Below are 16,408 nucleotides of genomic sequence, written 5' to 3'. Positions count from 1 at the left end.
CTTTGAGTCCCCCTGAGCCGAGACAAAACCTATCCAGCCGCAAACCTAGCTCAACCCGACGCCGTGATAAGGCGACAATGTAATCCGAATGCCCCGGTCTGAACTGAACTACTTCGACCCTGCCATGCTTTGTGTCCCAACGGATGTTTCAAGTGGGTGACTGCGACGTTTAAGAACGTTTTTCTAACATTTTCGGCCTCAAACCCTTCATAGGTCATTCAGCTTCACTAAGCACCAATGTCTTCAAAAATGATATTTTTGCAATCGACGGCGAAACGCTTCCTCGGACCCCTCCATAATGTCCAAGACGGCCGATGACGTCTCTTTCCGATCGAGGCCGCCTTGAGCCCTCACTCGCCCCTTTCCTTGATGCGAGTCCAAGGCAAATACAAACTCAGCATCAGCGTTCACGGGCAGGTTCGCGTTGTGGGTCGCTAGTATGAGCTGACGCGCCTGTTTTGCTTGGCGCAGCAACGGCACGAGCTCCTTGTAGATGAAACTCGCGTCCACTTCGTCTTCGGGTTGATCAATTACTATAGGGCCGTCCCCCATCACCAGCAGCATATGAAGGATCGCAGTATTACGCTGACCTTCGGATAGCTGGCCACCCTCCAGATTCCCCACTAGCGTTTTATCGGCCCGGTAAAGCTCAATGTCTACGACATCCGGGATCCGGCTCAGGCAAAAGTTTTGCCAAACCTCATCCTGCTTGAATAGATAGTCACCAATTTCACCCTGGAACTGCTTCAACACTTCAGGGCCACTCTCGGGGTGCCTCAAGACGCCCTTAATGTGCTCCCAAGGAGAAACGGGCTTGTTCGGTTCAGCTAGAAAACTGTTTAGCAGCTCAATACCAATGGTGAACCACTCCTTGCCGATGCGAGTGCGCCTATCCGGCTCAATACTCATCCAAAGGGTTTCAAAGGCCGGCTGGTAAGCCATTGGTCTTACTGAAACCCGTATCGATCCTCCCGTTTTGCTGGTGAGCTCGGTGGCAGCTGCCACGCGACGTTGGGTCTGCGCTTCCCAGACAGCAAATAGTTGCGCTAGGGATGCGTCCAAGGCTTTCTCGGTACCGTCCAAGACATGGCGCTGGCGGTTCTTTTCATCGAGAGCAAGCTGCTTGGCCTGCTTGCTACGATCAAGCTCTTGCAGGCGGCTCACGTCCTGCGGCTGAATGCCCTTCTTCGCACAGGCATCAATAAACGCCCGTTGCGCGGTGTCGAGGGCCTGAATTGCCTCATGCCGCTCCACGTTTTGACCGAACAGCGTCTCGGTCTCGGCGGCCAATTCACCTAGAATGACGGAGAGCTTCTCCTTGAATCGACTACGTAATGCCTCAGCCTCTTTTGCGTGACCGGCCATCCAGTTGGAGTAAGGCCAGGCCTCGGCAACGACGGTCTCATTGACAGGAACAGCATCCAAGGACGTGCCGGCTGTCCTGAGGATATCGAAATCAGCATCCGCACGATCACGGAGGTCTTGAAGGAATCGCTTTGCGCGTTGCGCTTGCTGGTACGCGAACGCCTCTTGTTGCACGTCCTTACGTGCCTGCCACTGACGTTCAAGCTCCACCAGCTCCTGTGACAGCGTGACGACCTGTTCGGTGATGGCATTGACCTGACTGCGAGCTGCAAACAGCCTTTTGATCTCAGCAATGAGCGTGCGCTCTTCTCCGGCCAACCTGTTCAGCTCGTCGATGCACGCCTCGTCCAGCATCATCAGCAACTGAGGTTGACCGTTTGGGGCGGTGAGGTCGCTCAGTTGTTGCTGGCTGTAGAATTGAACTGGAATATGGCGCAAGTACGTCGAAAGGTCGTGGGCCTCACCTTGGATGAGGGAAATCCCTGCTGCAGGTGAGAATTGAAGTGTATCGACCTGGCCGGGGATGCCTTCCCATTCAACCTGAATCACAGCACTGTCCAGCAGCGTATCTTTTGCCCGATTCGCCTTGGTAACCGTTTTCTCCGAGAGTGAGCCCCCCCTGCTCACGAGCAAACATCATCCGAAGCAATTCCAGGATTGTGGACTTGCCCGTACCACGAGCGCCAATCAACGTGTTCAAGTTCGGGGAGAAGACCAGTTGCTGATCTTGGAGATAGCGCGTGTTGGATACGCTGATCGAGCGTATGCGGGGGTGCCGTTCCAAATCACTGGGGCGACTGTCCTCAAGGCAAATTCTGGAATCTGAATCAAGGAACGCCTGTTTCAGTGCGGCAATCGATGGCTTCGAACACTTAACCCAGCTGTGACGGTAGCCCAGGGAGTTTGCCTTTGGGCTTCCGTGCTCATCCGTCTTGAGTGACTTGGCATCCGACGACCGCACGAACGCTGGCTGTTGACCTGGCCGTGACCACTGAGGATTACTGCCATTCAAGATGCTGGCGGTTTTAGGCCCCAGCGGATACTGAGTGACCTCGACGGCATACAGGTCGGGATTTTCATAGTCTGGACGATGTGAGGCGTCGGCAAACATTCCGTCATTTTGGTCGGCATGAGCAGGAATGACGAGCCCGCCATATTCCTTCTGAACAATGTCGATCAACTCCGCGAGGCTCACGGTACTGTTACGGTGACGAAGCGGGCGAGGCTCACCACGATCAAACCGGTCGGGCTCCGCGAGCCCGAGCTTGGTCAGCACCCGATTGACCTCAATCAAGTCTTGAGCATTGCTCGTCGTCTCAAACAGGCAAAGGACGTGGTACCCGATGTCCACCTCAAAGCCAGGGAAGAACGAAATCGGCGGCCGACCCACCTCTCTTGCGACCGATTTGTTCTGCCTCAGCAAATGGGTCAAAAACCAGTCATTAGGGTCAGGCTGCTCAGAGAAATTGTGATCCGTCAGGCCGATGATCTGCAGTTCGAGTTGATGGCACCGGCGAAGGAAGATCCGAGCCTTGTCTTGAATACCTTCTTCAGAGATCACCCCATTGACTTTGGGCCGTCTGGGGTTGCCAAGCCGCAGGTCAACGTCGTCCCAGTTCTTGCTGTCCTCAGGAGTCTGAACCTGAAAGTCAGCCTTGAACCACCGCATCCCTTGATAATCACTCACTGCCCTACTCCATTGAATTCTATATGCCAGACTTGCTTTTTGCAGCAGCGGCAACACCTATCCTCCGGGTGTCCGATTAAAAAACCCAGCCCCGGTCAGCGTGGTGCTTCTCAATGAATTCGGAACTTGGCGCCAGTTCTGGCTTTGAGGGCAAGCGCATTTTTTTGAGATGCAGGTCTACTGAGATCACTTTATCAAAGGCAGTGTATGGTTCTTCCATCATCTGAGGGTCAGCGAATCGGATACGGTGCTCCAAGTCGATGGTGATCCAGTCGTTGTCGAATAATGAGTGATGTAGGCTGTTTAGGAGGATGCCATTTCTGACGTCCAGGCGATGCTCGGGCGCGCAGACTGACCATGGAACGATGTGACACGCCTCTAATCCCTGTACGAAGGTGGCTTCCGTAAATGCACAGCGGAAGTCGTAGCATCTCAGGAGCGCATCGCGAAACATCACCTGAGCCATGCCGCGCGATTTCACCAGCCGCATGACCGCCCCTGAGCTGCTGGGGTTCGTCGCTAGCTCATCAATCAAACTGCCATATACGCTGCCATCTGCTGCGAACGCAAAAGGGTTTTCGATGGACTGCCAGGCAAACCCAAATACAGCCTCAAGCCCTTCCGCCAAGCGGTTGAGGTCGTATGCCGAGAAACCGGAACCTATCTGGCCTTTTCGATCAGTTACCAAAATCGTCAAGGGAAGAAGCTTTTCCGTCAGGCAATGTTCTTGGATCAACCCAAGAACGTACCTTATTGGGCGGTGATGAATGCCAATGGCGGCAGCTAACTCCCCGTATGTGATAGAGCGGCGAGCCCTCGCGTGCTCTATCAGCACATTCCAGGCATAAAAGGCGCGTTGGGCTTGATTCACCAATTTGAGATTTCCTATGTCCATATCGGGGGTTAAATGATGACAAGGTACCGAAGGGAACGCAGTCCCAGACCTATACGTGGCGTAGCCGGCTCTTGCCTAGAAAATTTGAATATCGCTGGGCGCTTGAATCTGATTCAAGCGTGACCTGCTCAAGAAGAGGTAAGAAGCCTCCACACTGTCGGCTAGTAGGCTGTCATTACGCGATCGTGACCCACTACCTGGTGATGGTCAGGGACAACTGTTCTTCTTCCGTAAAAAACTCATTCGATCTCCGTGCAAGCCCACCTGCTACCCAGCGTATCGGACGGCATCTACAGCAACTGCTGTCATCGCTCTGACCCGCCACATACGTTCTCCAGGGAAGCGGTCACCTTGCTGATTGCAATTGTGATCCAAATCGAACAGCAGGATAAAGCGTTTGCCGGAAGGCTGGCAAGGGGCCAGTACTAATAGAGATTCAGCCTCATAGGCAGGCATTCAGAGCCAACCGTTGCGATAAACAACGCAAGTCTACTCGACTGAAAATTGATGGGCTTATACGGCGGATACATCGCAAGCGGTTGTTTCTGACCCACTTCATCCGTCACCACGCCAGCAACCAGGCAGTCTTTACGGACGACCTTTTAGACCGCTATGTCAGGTCTTAAGCCAAGCCCCAGACCTTCCACCATGCCTTTGAGTATTACCGTGCCCTGCCCCAGTCCATTGCTCAGAATGAGCAATTGATGGCCACCCCGCTCACGCTTCCCGTGCTTGCGGTGGGTGGTGGTGGCAATGGCGGCTTCGGCGCCCTGCAACCCGACAACATCCGCCGCTATGCAAGCCATGTCGAAGCGCACGTATTGCCAGGCTGCGGCCATTGGGTTCCTGAGGAATGCGCACCCGCGCTGAACCCGTTGGTGTCTTCCTTCCTGAATCGCCAATAACAAGGGGCTTTGCCATGTCTAGCAACGTACGCGGTATAGACCATATTGGCATCACCGTCCCGAACATTGAGGCAGCTACACAGTTTCTGCGGAAGGCGTTCGATGCGGCGGTCGTCTACGACACTGTGATCCATGGCCAGCCTCAGCGCTCACCCGATGAGCTTGCCGCTACAGTGGCGCTCGATCAGGGGCTAAGAGTCATGGCGACCCGCATGATCCGTATGGGGAATAGCGCCAACATCGAGCTGTTTGAGGTTGAGGGTGCGGCCCCAGGTGTCGAAGGGCTGGCCGCAATCGGGCTTCATCACTTCGCCGTTTATTGTGATGACCTATCTGCAGCCCTGAGCCGGGCCTTGGCAGCCGGGGCGACTCCACTTCGCGGGCCTAACGCCCTGTTTGGCTCGGAACAGGGGCCTGGGAATGCTATGCGTTACGTGCGGGCGCCCTGGGCCTCTCTCATTGAGCTGATTTCAATCCCGGCAGGCACGCCAACGGGGCACGAATCAAACCGTTGGCACCCCGACTGACCTCGGGTGAAATAGCTGCTTTCAACTGTTCGCAGCCCCGTTCAGCCTTGACCATTCTCTATCAATCGCTCAAGCCCCACCCCCGCGCTCTCCGCCACGGCAACCAGCCGCTTCTCTTCCCACCCTTCCCTTGCGGCGGCCGACAACCCCAGCATGGTCACCGCCACATAATCCACCACCGGGTCGGGCACCGGAATGCCGGAAGCCTCAAGGAACGCCGTCACCCTAGCCCGATTCTCGTCTGCAATGTGCTTGGCGGCGGTGCCCCATTCCGTGGTGCTGGCCTTGGCATGTTCGAGAATAAAGCAACCACGGCGCTGGGGATGCGCGGCGTAGGCCTGGGCGGCTGCCCGCAGCATTTCAAGCAACGCCACCTGGGGTGGCGTGCCTGGCACTAGAATACGGTCCAGCGGCACCACCGTGGCGGAGTAGTGCTTCAAAGCATCGTTGAAGAACGCGCCCTTGCTGCCAAAGGCCGTATAGAAGCTAGGTGCCGTGATCCCCATCGCCTCGGTCAGCGAAGCGACGCTGACATGCTCATAGCCGTGCTCATGAAACAGGTGCCGCCCCACCTGGATGGCGTCTTCAAGGGCGAATTCGCGGGGGCGGCCTCGACCACGCTTATTTACGTTATTGGTCATTACAGAAACCATTTACTTTGGGAGATCCTAATACTATAGTGGCTGATAACGTAAATAGCCACGCCGCATCTTCTTCTACGTATGCGGTGATCGGTTCATCTATTCAAAAGGCGCCTATGCAAACCTCTTCGTCTCCCGACCTGTCTGAAGCCAAGCCTGCTGCAAGCGACAGGCTCCCCATAGCAGCATTGACGGGCCTCGCGGCCAGCGGCTTTCTTTGTATTGTCACTGAAACGCTGCCCGCCGGTCTGTTGCCCAGCATCGCCGCTGGCCTGCGTGTCTCGGAGGCCATCGCGGGGCAACTGGTCGCGGTTTATGCCCTAGGCTCGTTATTGGCGGCTATTCCCCTCACGAGCCTAACCCAAGGTATGCGCCGTAGGCCTGTCCTCCTGGCCACCATCCTGTGCTTTGTGATCGGCAACACCTTCACGGCAATGGCCGAGTCCATAGGGGTAGTGCTGGTTGCGCGCTTTATCGCAGGCTGTGCGGCAGGGCTTGCCTGGGGAATATTGGCGGGGTACGCGCGTAGCCTGGTGCGCCCGGAACAGACCGGGCCGGCCATGGCCGTGGCAATGGTGGGTGTGCCTTTGGCGCTCTCGCTGGGCGTGCCCTTGGGCACGTTTCTGGGGAGCCTGGTGGGGTGGCGAGGATCGTTCCTGGTGCTGTCGGCTTTAAGCGTTATGTTGATCGGGTGGATTATTGTGAAAGTACCCGATGCGGCAGGCCGTTCAGGCGATAACCGCCTCTCGCTGCTTCGCGTTATTAAAACCAAAGGCGTCGCACCGATCCTGCTCGTCATCCTGACCTGGATGACCGCCCACAACATCCTCTACACCTACATTGCACCGTTCTCGACCACCTCCCAATCAAGGGTTGATCTCGTGCTGCTGGCTTTCGGCATCAGCTCACTGATCGGCATAGGCCTGGTGGGAAAGCTGATTGACCGCCTGCTTCGCCTCATGGTGCTGGGCGCAATTGGCTCGTTCACGTTGACGGCTGTGCTCCTGAGTGTCGCGGGAGACCAGAGCCTGGCCCTCTATGCAGGCGCCGTGGTCTGGGGGCTGGGCTTTGGTGGGGCCGGCGCCATGATGCAGACTGCATCTGCGGATGCCGCAGGCGACGGTGTGGACCTGGCCCAGGCCATGGTTACCACGGCATGGAACCTGGCCATCGCGGCTGGTGGCGCGCTTGGCGGCGCACTGCTTACCCAGGGGGGTGCTGCCATGCTGCCGCCTGCCGTAGCCGCCCTTGCAGGCCTTGCCTTTGTCATAGCGCTGGCGGGCCGTCGCTATGCTTTCCCTCCGGGGAGTCGTGCTTAACCCATTACCGCCGTGACTGCTTCGTGGAATAATCCCAACGCGCCCTCACCTATTGGCACTCGTCCAGCATGGCCCAGGCAACACCTCCGGATCTCACCACCACTGCCCACTCGCTGCTGCCCCTATCGCGTACCTACCCGCAAGGGCTGAGCATTGAGCCCCATGCCCATGCCTGGGGGCAACTGCTCTACGCCGAGCACGGCCTGGCCTGGGTGGATACACCGGACACGGCACTGCTGGTACCGGCACACCGGGCGGTGTGGATACCGCCCCATGTTCCCCATGGCATTCGCGTGGTCCATAACCTGGACATGCACAACCTCTACCTGCGCCGCGAGATTGCTGAGCGTATGGGGGCTCAGCTGACCGTGGTGGAGGTTTCGCCTCTGCTTCGTGAACTCATCAAGCGCAGAGTGAACCTTGTCCCCCATCCGGAACGCGATTACCAGGACGCGCTCGATACGTTTCTCATGGTGGAGCTACGCCGCGCGCGTTTCACCCCCATGCGAGTGCCCATGCCAGCCGGTGGCGATCGTCGCCTGCGCAGCCTTTGCGAACAGGTGTTACGCGCCCCGTCCCTAGAGATCTCGTTCGAGACGCAGGCCGAAGCAGTGGGTGCCAGCACGCGGACGCTGGCCAGGTTGTTCAAGGCAGAGCTGGGCGTGAGCTTTATGGACTGGAGGCGCCAGGTGCAGTTGGCGTATGCCTGTGCTCGCCTGTTGGAGGCCGTTGCCGTGAACACCGTGGCGGTCGAACTGGGCTACAACTTGAGCAGCTTTAGCGAGATGTTCAAGCGTTTCGTGGGTGTGGCGCCCTCGGCCTACGCTGCCGCCCAAATCACCGAACCTGACAAGGCTGTCTGAAAGGCGAAAACATTTGGCAGGCGGGACACCGCCCTCCGCTTTAGGCTCAGTGTACTTACATTCAGAGGCCTCCACCGTGAAAGCACTGCAATTCACTGCCACCGGCAGCGTCGACAACCTCACCCTTGCCGAGCTGGACGTTCCGCACCCTGCCCCTGACGAAGTGCTGGTGCGTGTCAAAGCCGCTGGCCTTAACCCCAGCGACGTTAAAAACGTGCTCGGCCGATTTCCCTACACCACCTTGCCACGGGTACCAGGCCGGGACTTTGCTGGCGTAGTCGAGCAAGGCCCTGCGGAGCTGATCGGCAAGGCCGTATGGGCTACGGGCAAGGGCCCAGGGTTTCTGCGGGATGGGTCCCATGCTCAATACCTGACCGTACCGGCCAGCGGAGTTGCCTTGATGCCCACCAGCCTTTCATTCGCACAGGCCGCTGCCATAGGCGTTCCGTTTACAACGGCCTATGACGCGATAGAACGGACGGGGGTCAAACAGGGCACCACCTGCCTGGTGATAGGCGCCAATGGTGCCGTAGGCAGCGCTGCCATAGCCCTGGCTGCCCTTCGAGGTGCTCAGGTGGTAGCTGCCGTGCGCCGTGAGGACCAGGCGCACGCGCTGCAAGCTCAAGGCTATCAAACACTTCTTTTGAACACCGGCGACTCCCTGAGCGCACAGGTGAACGAGGTATTCCCCGGTGGCGTGGAAGTGATTTTCGATACCACCGGCTTTTGGTTACCCGCCTCTGTCTCGGCCTTGGCAAACTTCGGGCGCATCGCGATCATCGCCGCGCCAGCCGACGGCCAGGTGGATTTCCCTGCGCTTGCGCTGTACCGCAAAGGCGGTGTGCTCATAGGCGTGAACTCCTTGCTCTATGACACCACCCAATGTGCGCCCATGCTGACCGACCTTGGCCGTGACTTCGATCAAGGGCTGCTACACGCGCCACAGGCCATCCAGCAGGTCAGCCTTGACGACGGCATTGCTGCGTACAAGGCGATAGAGGCCGGTAGCAGCGAAAAGGTGGTGCTTATTCCGTAGGGTTGGAGACGCTAGGGATGCGCTTTACGTCGGGCATCCTTGGCCTCCTGCCGGGTTAGCGTGTCGCCTACAGCACAATGTAATCGTTACGCTGGGTCACCCCCCGATGGGTGCCCTCTATCAGGTGCACATACCGCCCACCTATTTCATCAATCGGCAGGCAGTCGTCTACATCCAGAACGGCATCGGTGTGTGCTTTTTTCCAGGTGCTCAACATCTGCTGGCGCCCTTGTTCGATGGCGCCTTTTTTACTATCGGCCACCACCAGCAGGTAGTGATGCGCTTCGCCGAAGGCCCGGCTTTCATAACCACCCAAGTTGATAAAATAGAGCCTCGGCGCCCCCGCACAAGGTGCCAGGGCACTGAACGCCACCTTCCACTGGGCGACACCGTCCACCGCCATCCAGGCATCGATGTGCACCCCCTTGGCACTTCCGAACCAGCCTTCGCGTAGTGCAGGGTAGGCGTCTTGCAGGGTGGTAGCCACCACAAAGACCACGTCGTGCACTTCGATTTTAGCCTTGGGGTGCTTGCCGCCTAGCATCACCACAAAAAGCGTCTTTTCCCGTTCATTGGCCGTGTGCACCGTTCACCTGCAGGTCGGATGTGTTAACCCGACCCGCTATATCATTGGCGCCGGTGCCATTGCAACGCTGAGTGTGACAGGCCGGAGGTATTGCTATGGGCTGTGGCGCCACGGCGCTCAGGTCAAGGGGCTTCTGCCGGCTGACCAGGCTCACCTTCCGCAGCCCGCTCTGCCTGCTCCCGCCCTGCCCTTTGGCTGAGTTCGTGGAACTGAAAATACAGGCTCGGTACCGTACCGCTTGCATTCTGCCTACCTGGCTGGCGGGCTGTTTGCGCGATGCTGCTGAGGCCACTGGCATACGCCCCGGCCTGCGTGATAGCGGACTGGGTGGCCTGGTGGGCCGCTTTGCCCGTTTCGGCCAGGTAGCTCAGCCCCTTGCCGGCCGCGCTGCCGGCCGCTTCACCCACCATGCCCGGCAGTGTGAGGTTCGCACCGGTGAGCACGCCGGTGCCGCTGGCGTAGCCGGTAGCGCCTTTATCTAGAAAATTCCACGCCTTGTTGATACCCAGGAAGGCGGTGAGCACCAAGTTGAGCCCTACAATCTCCTTGAAGGTCTGCACCGCCTTTTGCATGTCGGCATCAGGGTTGAGGGCCAGCTTGAGCATCTCGGACGTGCACCACATGCCGTCGGCGGCGTAATCAGCCTTGCCGACCATGCTTTCCATGAGCACCACCAAGGCGGCGCTGATCCCACCTGTCAGCACCACCAGGCCCATTTTGGGATAAAAGTCCGGGTCTTCTTTGCGAGGCACGCTGGGCGGCTCAACCCCTACCCGCCGAGCCTCTGCTGTGTCATGAACCTGCTTGATTTCACTGCTTTTACTGCCCAAAAACGTCAGGCTTGAATTGAGAATGTCCGTGACGGCATGGTCTTTTTTGAACACGTCTACGGCTAACTTGACCTCCCGGGCCATCTGTTCGCCCCGGCTGAAGTGGTCTGCAACCGCGTGGCGGTCTACTTCGTCGATTGCCGGTGCACCTGTGCCTGCCTTAGAGAGCTTTTCCTTGGCCACTTTGATCGCGGACCAGATAGCGTCCCGATTGAACACGCCAAGGGTCGCACCGCCGGAAACCACGGCGGTGGCCATACCGAAGCCTACGCTCTCCAATAAGTGCTCGTTATGGGCAAAGGTTGGCTGCGCAACCAACACGTTGGCCAAAAACGTCACGAAGTAACGGTTGAGCATATGGTCAATGTTAGTGCGGTTGTTGGTCAGCTCATTCATCATCAAGCCGGCCATAAACACGGCATTCTTGGTGAAGTGGGCAATAAGGGACGCGCTGTAAGGCTTGTCGCCACTTACAAAGGCCACGGCCAAGGGCAACGGTGCCAACGTCAGGAGCATGGCCGGGCTGGCCGTCAGGCGGCTGACCAGCGACCTTCCTGTAGAGGCCCCCTTTTCCAGGGTTTGCAACTCTTTGTCTATGGACTGGTAGAGGTCTGAGAGCTCCTTGCGCACGGCCTCTGGCAGGCCTGAACGCGCCAGCACACCCGGCAGTTCTTTATTGTGCGCTCGCCAAGCTTTGATCTTCCCTGCGGCGTTACCGTCCACTACGGCACCCAACAGTCTGCGGTCAGCCTCGCTTAGCTGGGCAGTGGGCTTGTCCATCAGCGCCTTCAACCCGCCGGCATTTGCCCTGGTCAGCGAGGGTTGAGCGCTGAGGAGGCGAATCTGTTCTTCGGTGAGCTGTAGCGAGCCGTTGGCCAGGGCCCCACGCAGCTTTTCATCGAAAGACGAGGCATACCCGCCTTCTAGGTCACTGCTGATGTTCGCCGGCAGTGGGGTGTTGAGGACTATGGCCATTTGTGCTTCGTTAAGCTCGATCACCCTATGGTTCAATAAAGCCTGCAGCTCCCTGGATGAGAGTTGCGGGGCTGATCGGCGCATGATGCTCAATATCGCTTTATCGTCCATGGGCGCTACCGCCCCGTAGGCATCGAACTGGCGCGCCAAGTTAAGCCCACCCTTAAACAGCGCCTGAGCAAGGCCCGTTTTGTTCTTGGCCGATGGGCCTGCCTCAGCCAACGCCGTATCACTGCCCTCTTTCGCTGGTATCACATGTTGGCGGCGCAATTCCTCAAGCAGAGGGGTGACAGCGTTACTAAGCTCGTCCAGCTCCTGCCGGGTAGGCAGATGCGGACAATGGCGCCCCAGTGTCGCCAGTGTGTCAGGCACGCCGGCGAGGGCCCCAAGCACCTCTGCATAGGGCTGCAACGAGGCAGCCATCGGTTCGGGACGCTGACTCAGCTCATCAGTGAATGCGTTGGCACGGTGCTTGGCCATACGTAGGAAAGTGCCAAGCATCATGTAGGGCAAGGTGCCTTCAGGCTGCTGGGCCAGCTGTTGCGCATCCAGGTGCGCCAGTGCCATCAGGTCCACGAGGGCCACCGCTGCCGATGGCGCATGGTGGAGGCAGTGGCTGACGGTTTGGTGAAAGCGTGCCTGCAACAGGTTTGTGTGCCCCTGCTGCCAGTCCCTATGGGCTGGTTGGTTGGCGGGAGTGTTTTCACAGTGGCTTTTGCATGTTTCGAGCACGGCGAGTAAAGCCTGCTGCTGTTCAACGGAAGTCAGTGCCTGCCCGCCCCTGTCCGTCTTGGCGGCGTCTGCGAGGCGCCCGCTCAGCCTTACGACATCTCCAGGCGAAACCCGTGGTTGGGCCAGCTGTTGCTGAAGCTGCGCAAGGAGCTGGTCGGTAGCGTACTGGGGTGCATCAGCGGTGCGCCCGAGTAATGGGCCTACCTCACCTGAGGTCATGAATGCCCGTGTTCGTGCCTGCCGTGGGGTTTCCTCGCCGCGCCCAGGCTCAAGGGGTGCACCTGACACAATGGGCCCTGCAGCGATAAGGCGGGTAACGGTAGGCGGCATGAATCAACTCTCCTTTGGGCCCATTTTAGAGGCGGTGCAAGACAGCCCTAGGTGGGCCCAGGGTTGATTGCAGTTCCATGACAGCCGGTCTGGCAACCATTTGAAGGGTTGTGGGAGGGAGGATGCCAAAGCAGGTTCTTTAGTCCGCCTGCCCTACCTGATGCGCCAAGTCCTCATTGCTGAACAAGTAGCCTCTGTTCACCATCGTAAAATTTGAGCGGGCCTCAATCAGTTTTTTGGGAGAAACCAGGGTGCGGGCACGCGCCTGCTTATCGCCCAGGCTCGCGCGCTGAGCTGCGCGGCCCAGGTTCTTTTGCAAGGTACCGTGCGCATCACGCGTAAACCCCATCGGGGTGGACGAACCTACGGGCGTGAAAAGGGCCGCGACCAACTCATACCCGCCTTGGGCACCCGGTTTAACGTCGATGGTCAGCCGTCCCAGCGGTGTCTTGTCTGGGTTCAGTACATTGATCCCATATTGAGCCTGTCGCTTGTCCTCCCCCTGCGTACGGCTGAGTGGCAAAGTTTCCCCCCTCAAAGCAGCCGCCGCCGTTGAAGCGATAACGCTATGGTCGATCGTCTCAGCGAGGGCCGCTGAATGCTCCTGCGCAAAGCGCTCTAGCGCCTCGATATCGGCCGTGCGGACCGTGCCAGGGCCGAGTGAAACTGGAAACTGCGTACCTTCGGTGCGTGCGGGCGTACTCGTTGGCGCCAGCGGCTGCAGCGGTGTTGGCGAATACTGCGACGCTAAGGTGGGTCTAAGCGTGTTCATGTCTACCTTTTGCTAATACAGCCCTATGGCTAATCACCGTGAGTGGCAAGCCAGGCTTAAGCGTTCCATGGCTGACACCCTTCAAGCGGGAGATAGGGCCACACGCGGGGTACTGTTCGCATTTACAAGGTCTAAATGCGCTTCCCACTCACCCATAGGCCCCTCTTGCAACCCACCTCACCGCTTCAGCAGCACCGCCGCCCGCACCCGTTGCCGGCCAAAGGCACTCATGCGCTGGAATTCTTCGTGGCTTACCGGCAAGTGCTGGCAGGCCAGGTGGTCACGCTGGCGGCTGTGGTCCACATCGGGGTCATGCAAGTACACAAACTCTTCATCGCAGCCGGTCACCATCACCCAGTGTGGGGCTTTGAGCCGTGTGAAGCGGTAGCTGCTGATCAATACCACTGGCTTGTAGCCCGCCTGGAGGGCGGCGTTCACATCCAGGCTGGGCTGCGTCAGTTGTTCCACGCCGGTACCGGCCAGTGCCTCCGCGAAGCCCTCTTCCACCAACTGCATCACGGCTTTCTTCTCGGCGCTGCGCACCCCCTCCAGAAACAGCGGGCCGGCCTGGCTGAGCACCAGGCGCACCGCAAACCCTCGTTGCCAGGCGGCCAATGCCAGGCCCTGGGGGCTGCAGCCACCGTGGCCAGCAGTCATGAACACGGTGGTCGCTTCACGCCAGATCTGGATCTCCTCCTTGCGCTCCAAAAGGCGCTGTTTATCCAGCGCGCCCATGGCCATCAGCAGGCAAGCGGCGCCACAGGTGAATTCCGTGGTCTGCGGGTAGTAGGGCACCTGGCGGGCGGGTGGCGGTGCATCACGCACAATGCGCTTTTCGTAGCGCAGGGCCTGGGCATGGTCCTCGTAATAGTCCTCCACCACCGCAAAACGCCGGTAGCCATTGGCTTCATACAAACCGATGGCGGCCTGGTTGTCGGGGCGCACTTCCAGGCGTAACCAGGCGCAGTTGCAGGCCAGCGCCCTGGCCTGTGCTTGGGCCAGCAACTGTTGGCCGAGCCCATGGCCTTGCCAAGCGGGGCTCACTGCAATGGAGTACAGGCGCCCCAAGGAGGTGCCACGGTGAAACAGCAGCAAGGCATAGCCGGCTAGCTGCCCTGCCTGCTCGGCAAGGATGAGGCTGGCATTGGCCCGGCTCACCATCCAGTGAAATTTGCGCGGGCTGAGCCGGTCCAGCGCAAAGCATTGCTGCTCCAGCGCCACCAGCGCGTCGATATCGGCCACTGATGCAAAGCGAAAATCAAAAAGCATGGCTACACCGTAATGTTTGAGTAACGAACCGGGACAGGGCACAAAACCCGTGATTTATTGAAGCGGCGAGTTCTTCAACAGGGATCGATTACTCATGTCAGCGGTGCAAGCCAACAGGGCCGAAGTATTGGACAAATCCGAGCGTTGTACAATCGCCCTCGACGATCAACCTCCCGGCAAGCCCCGAAGCGGGCGCCGCCTGCTGATCGTGGTCGAACGAAGGGAAGACTGGGCCAGTTACCTACCTAGCGAAAGCCTGATGCTGGTTCAGGATTACCTGGAACACACCGATGAAGTGGCGGGGCGCACCCAGGTGATCAACCTGTGCAGCAGCTACAAGTACCTGGGCCAGGGCTATTACTGCTCATTGCTGGCCGAGGCCCGCGGGCACAAGGTGATACCTTCGGTGCGTACCATCAGCGAACTGTCGCGCAAAGCGCTGTACAGCGTGGGCCTAGACGACTTGGGGCGCCCACTCGAACGCGCCCTGGCCAACCACCCTTACGGCGGCACAGAGGCCTTTACCCTTACCCTGTACTTTGGCAAAACACCTATTGAGCCGCTGCAAACAGTGGGTCGTCAGCTGTTCGAAGCGTTCCCCTGCCCCGTGCTGCTGGTGGAATTTCGCCGTGCTGACACTTGGCAAATTGCAGGCATCAAAGCCGGCTCGCTGCACAAGTTGCGTGACGAACAGCAGTACATGTTTGCAGACGCTTTGGATGCGTTCAACCGCCGCACCTGGCGCCAGCCGGATTCCAAACGGGTGGCACGCTTCGACCTGGCTATACTCCACGACCCCGCCGAAGCACTGCCGCCCTCCAATGCCGAGGCCCTGAGCCGCTTTATCGTGAATGGCAAATCCCTAGGCATCGACGTGGAACTGATCGAGAAGAAGGACTACGCCCGGCTGGCCGAATTCGACGCCCTGTTCATCCGTGAAACCACCCGGGTCAACGACCATACCTACCGGTTTGCCAAAAAAGCTGAAAGCGAGGGGCTGATCGTCATTGACGACCCCTCCTCTATCCTGCGCTGCACCAACAAGGTGTACCTGGCCGACCTGCTCAAGCGCCGCAAGCTGGGCATGCCCGCGACGGAAATATTGTACAAGGACCGGCCCCAGGAGCTGGAGCGGGTGGGCCGGCGCCTGGGCTTTCCCTTGGTGCTGAAAATACCCGATGGCTGCTTTTCACAAGGCGTGATCAAGGTGGCTGACGCGCAGGCGTTAACCTCCGCCGCCCAGAAACTGTTCGAACATTCCGTGCTGCTGCTGGCCCAGGAATATTGCTATACCGAGTACGACTGGCGCATTGGCGTGCTAGACGGCGAAGCGCTGTATGCCTGCCAGTACTTTATGTCCAAAGGGCACTGGCAGATCTACAACCACAAGGCCGAGGCTAGTGAAATCAACGGCAAGTGCCGCGCGGTGCCGGTAGCTCAGGCCCCGGAAGCCGTTGTGAAGCTGGCAGTGGACACGGCTCGGCTGATCGGCGACGGGCTCTATGGTGTGGACCTCAAGCAGGTGGGCGAACGGGTGATGGTGATCGAGGTGAACGACAACCCCAACCTGGACGCTGGTATTGAGGACGCGGTACTGGGCGACCAGCTCTACCGGCGTGTGCTGCACGCCTTCATTCAGCGCCTTGAGGCCAAATACCGCAACAGGGCAAACTGAA

14 protein-coding genes are annotated in these 16,408 nt (G+C 58.8%); 6 read left to right on the top strand and 8 right to left on the bottom strand.

Annotation, left to right across the window (positions count from 1 at the left end):
• Nucleotides 1-243: 243 nt before the first annotated feature.
• The 3 genes from HBH25_RS23015 to HBH25_RS23560 all read right to left on the bottom strand — a co-directional run bounded on the left by HBH25_RS23015 (nt 244) and on the right by HBH25_RS23560 (nt 3,923).
• Nucleotides 244-1,914, bottom strand: a complete 1,671-nt coding sequence (locus HBH25_RS23015) for an ATP-binding protein (RefSeq protein ID WP_178088800.1) — start codon at nt 1,912-1,914, stop codon at nt 244-246.
• The gene (locus HBH25_RS23565) at nt 1,901-3,052 is read right to left on the bottom strand and encodes an AAA family ATPase (RefSeq protein ID WP_178088799.1); all 1,152 of its coding nucleotides are present in this window, start codon (nt 3,050-3,052) and stop codon (nt 1,901-1,903) included. The genes HBH25_RS23015 and HBH25_RS23565 overlap by 14 nt, the downstream gene beginning before the upstream one ends.
• Before the next feature lie 76 nt (nt 3,053-3,128).
• On the bottom strand, nt 3,129-3,923 hold the full coding sequence (locus HBH25_RS23560) for an HNH endonuclease (RefSeq protein ID WP_168081283.1): 795 nt from the start codon (nt 3,921-3,923) through the stop codon (nt 3,129-3,131).
• A gap of 728 nt (nt 3,924-4,651) precedes the next feature.
• Here HBH25_RS23560 and HBH25_RS02875 point away from each other — a divergent pair.
• Nucleotides 4,652-4,852, top strand: a complete 201-nt coding sequence (locus tag HBH25_RS02875; RefSeq protein ID WP_168081281.1) for an alpha/beta fold hydrolase — start codon at nt 4,652-4,654, stop codon at nt 4,850-4,852.
• Between the two features lie 14 nt (nt 4,853-4,866).
• A complete protein-coding gene (locus tag HBH25_RS02870) occupies nt 4,867-5,379 on the top strand; it encodes a VOC family protein (protein WP_168081279.1) in 513 nt (170 codons plus the stop codon).
• Nucleotides 5,380-5,420: 41 nt separating this feature from the next.
• On the opposite strand, the gene HBH25_RS02865 is transcribed toward HBH25_RS02870, so the two are convergent.
• Nucleotides 5,421-6,020 carry a TetR/AcrR family transcriptional regulator gene (locus tag HBH25_RS02865; protein WP_168081277.1) on the bottom strand — a complete coding sequence of 200 codons (600 nt, stop codon included), beginning with the start codon at nt 6,018-6,020 and terminating at the stop codon, nt 5,421-5,423.
• Between the two features lie 116 nt (nt 6,021-6,136).
• Here HBH25_RS02865 and HBH25_RS02860 point away from each other — a divergent pair, with 116 nt between their 5' ends.
• The 3 genes from HBH25_RS02860 (at nt 6,137) to HBH25_RS02850 (ending at nt 9,238) form a co-directional block, all read left to right on the top strand.
• A complete protein-coding gene (locus HBH25_RS02860) occupies nt 6,137-7,339 on the top strand; it encodes an MFS transporter (RefSeq protein ID WP_168081275.1) in 1,203 nt (400 codons plus the stop codon).
• A 68-nt stretch (nt 7,340-7,407) separates the two neighbouring features.
• Complete coding sequence (locus HBH25_RS02855; RefSeq protein ID WP_168081273.1) at nt 7,408-8,202, top strand: AraC family transcriptional regulator; 795 nt, start codon at nt 7,408-7,410, stop codon at nt 8,200-8,202.
• A gap of 76 nt (nt 8,203-8,278) precedes the next feature.
• Nucleotides 8,279-9,238: a quinone oxidoreductase family protein gene (locus tag HBH25_RS02850; RefSeq protein ID WP_168081271.1), complete on the top strand. Its 960-nt coding sequence runs from the start codon at nt 8,279-8,281 to the stop codon at nt 9,236-9,238.
• A 67-nt stretch (nt 9,239-9,305) separates the two neighbouring features.
• Here HBH25_RS02850 and HBH25_RS02845 read toward each other — a convergent pair whose 3' ends face one another.
• From HBH25_RS02845 to HBH25_RS02830, 4 genes are all read right to left on the bottom strand, one after another.
• Nucleotides 9,306-9,782, bottom strand: coding sequence for a DUF1543 domain-containing protein (locus tag HBH25_RS02845; RefSeq protein WP_168081468.1), 477 nt, complete (start codon nt 9,780-9,782; stop codon nt 9,306-9,308).
• 164 nt (nt 9,783-9,946) lie between these two features.
• On the bottom strand, nt 9,947-12,691 hold the full coding sequence (locus HBH25_RS02840; RefSeq protein WP_168081269.1) for a HopW family type III effector protein: 2,745 nt from the start codon (nt 12,689-12,691) through the stop codon (nt 9,947-9,949).
• Nucleotides 12,692-12,830: 139 nt separating this feature from the next.
• Nucleotides 12,831-13,463, bottom strand: a complete 633-nt coding sequence (locus tag HBH25_RS02835) for a hypothetical protein (protein WP_168081267.1) — start codon at nt 13,461-13,463, stop codon at nt 12,831-12,833.
• A 177-nt stretch (nt 13,464-13,640) separates the two neighbouring features.
• Nucleotides 13,641-14,732 carry a peptidase C39 family protein gene (locus tag HBH25_RS02830; RefSeq protein ID WP_168081265.1) on the bottom strand — a complete coding sequence of 364 codons (1,092 nt, stop codon included), beginning with the start codon at nt 14,730-14,732 and terminating at the stop codon, nt 13,641-13,643.
• A gap of 94 nt (nt 14,733-14,826) precedes the next feature.
• On the opposite strand from HBH25_RS02830, the gene HBH25_RS02825 reads away from it, so the two are divergent.
• Nucleotides 14,827-16,407 (top strand): RimK family protein, encoded by a 1,581-nt coding sequence (locus tag HBH25_RS02825; protein WP_168081263.1) that lies wholly within the window; start codon nt 14,827-14,829, stop codon nt 16,405-16,407.
• Nucleotide 16,408: the final 1 nt, after the last annotated feature.

It is taken from the genome of Pseudomonas quercus (assembly GCF_012033695.1).
GTDB classification, from domain to species: domain Bacteria; phylum Pseudomonadota; class Gammaproteobacteria; order Pseudomonadales; family Pseudomonadaceae; genus Aquipseudomonas; species Aquipseudomonas quercus.
Note: the sequence above shows the minus strand (reverse complement) of the source record. Positions and strands in the feature narration are given on the sequence as shown.

What these genes read in the sequence shown, in the direction of transcription:
- HBH25_RS02875 (WP_168081281.1), top strand. Translation starts at nt 4,652, where the DNA reads ATGGCCACCCCGCTCACGCTTCCCGTGCTTGCGGTGGGTGGTGGTGGC.
- HBH25_RS02870 (WP_168081279.1), top strand. Translation starts at nt 4,867, where the DNA reads ATGTCTAGCAACGTACGCGGTATAGACCATATTGGCATCACCGTCCCG.
- HBH25_RS02865 (WP_168081277.1), bottom strand. Translation starts at nt 6,020, where the DNA reads ATGACCAATAACGTAAATAAGCGTGGTCGAGGCCGCCCCCGCGAATTC.
- HBH25_RS02860 (WP_168081275.1), top strand. Translation starts at nt 6,137, where the DNA reads ATGCAAACCTCTTCGTCTCCCGACCTGTCTGAAGCCAAGCCTGCTGCA.
- HBH25_RS02855 (WP_168081273.1), top strand. Translation starts at nt 7,408, where the DNA reads ATGGCCCAGGCAACACCTCCGGATCTCACCACCACTGCCCACTCGCTG.
- HBH25_RS02845 (WP_168081468.1), bottom strand. Translation starts at nt 9,782, where the DNA reads ATGCTAGGCGGCAAGCACCCCAAGGCTAAAATCGAAGTGCACGACGTG.
- HBH25_RS02840 (WP_168081269.1), bottom strand. Translation starts at nt 12,691, where the DNA reads ATGCCGCCTACCGTTACCCGCCTTATCGCTGCAGGGCCCATTGTGTCA.
- HBH25_RS02835 (WP_168081267.1), bottom strand. Translation starts at nt 13,463, where the DNA reads ATGAACACGCTTAGACCCACCTTAGCGTCGCAGTATTCGCCAACACCG.
- HBH25_RS02830 (WP_168081265.1), bottom strand. Translation starts at nt 14,732, where the DNA reads ATGCTTTTTGATTTTCGCTTTGCATCAGTGGCCGATATCGACGCGCTG.
- HBH25_RS02825 (WP_168081263.1), top strand. Translation starts at nt 14,827, where the DNA reads ATGTCAGCGGTGCAAGCCAACAGGGCCGAAGTATTGGACAAATCCGAG.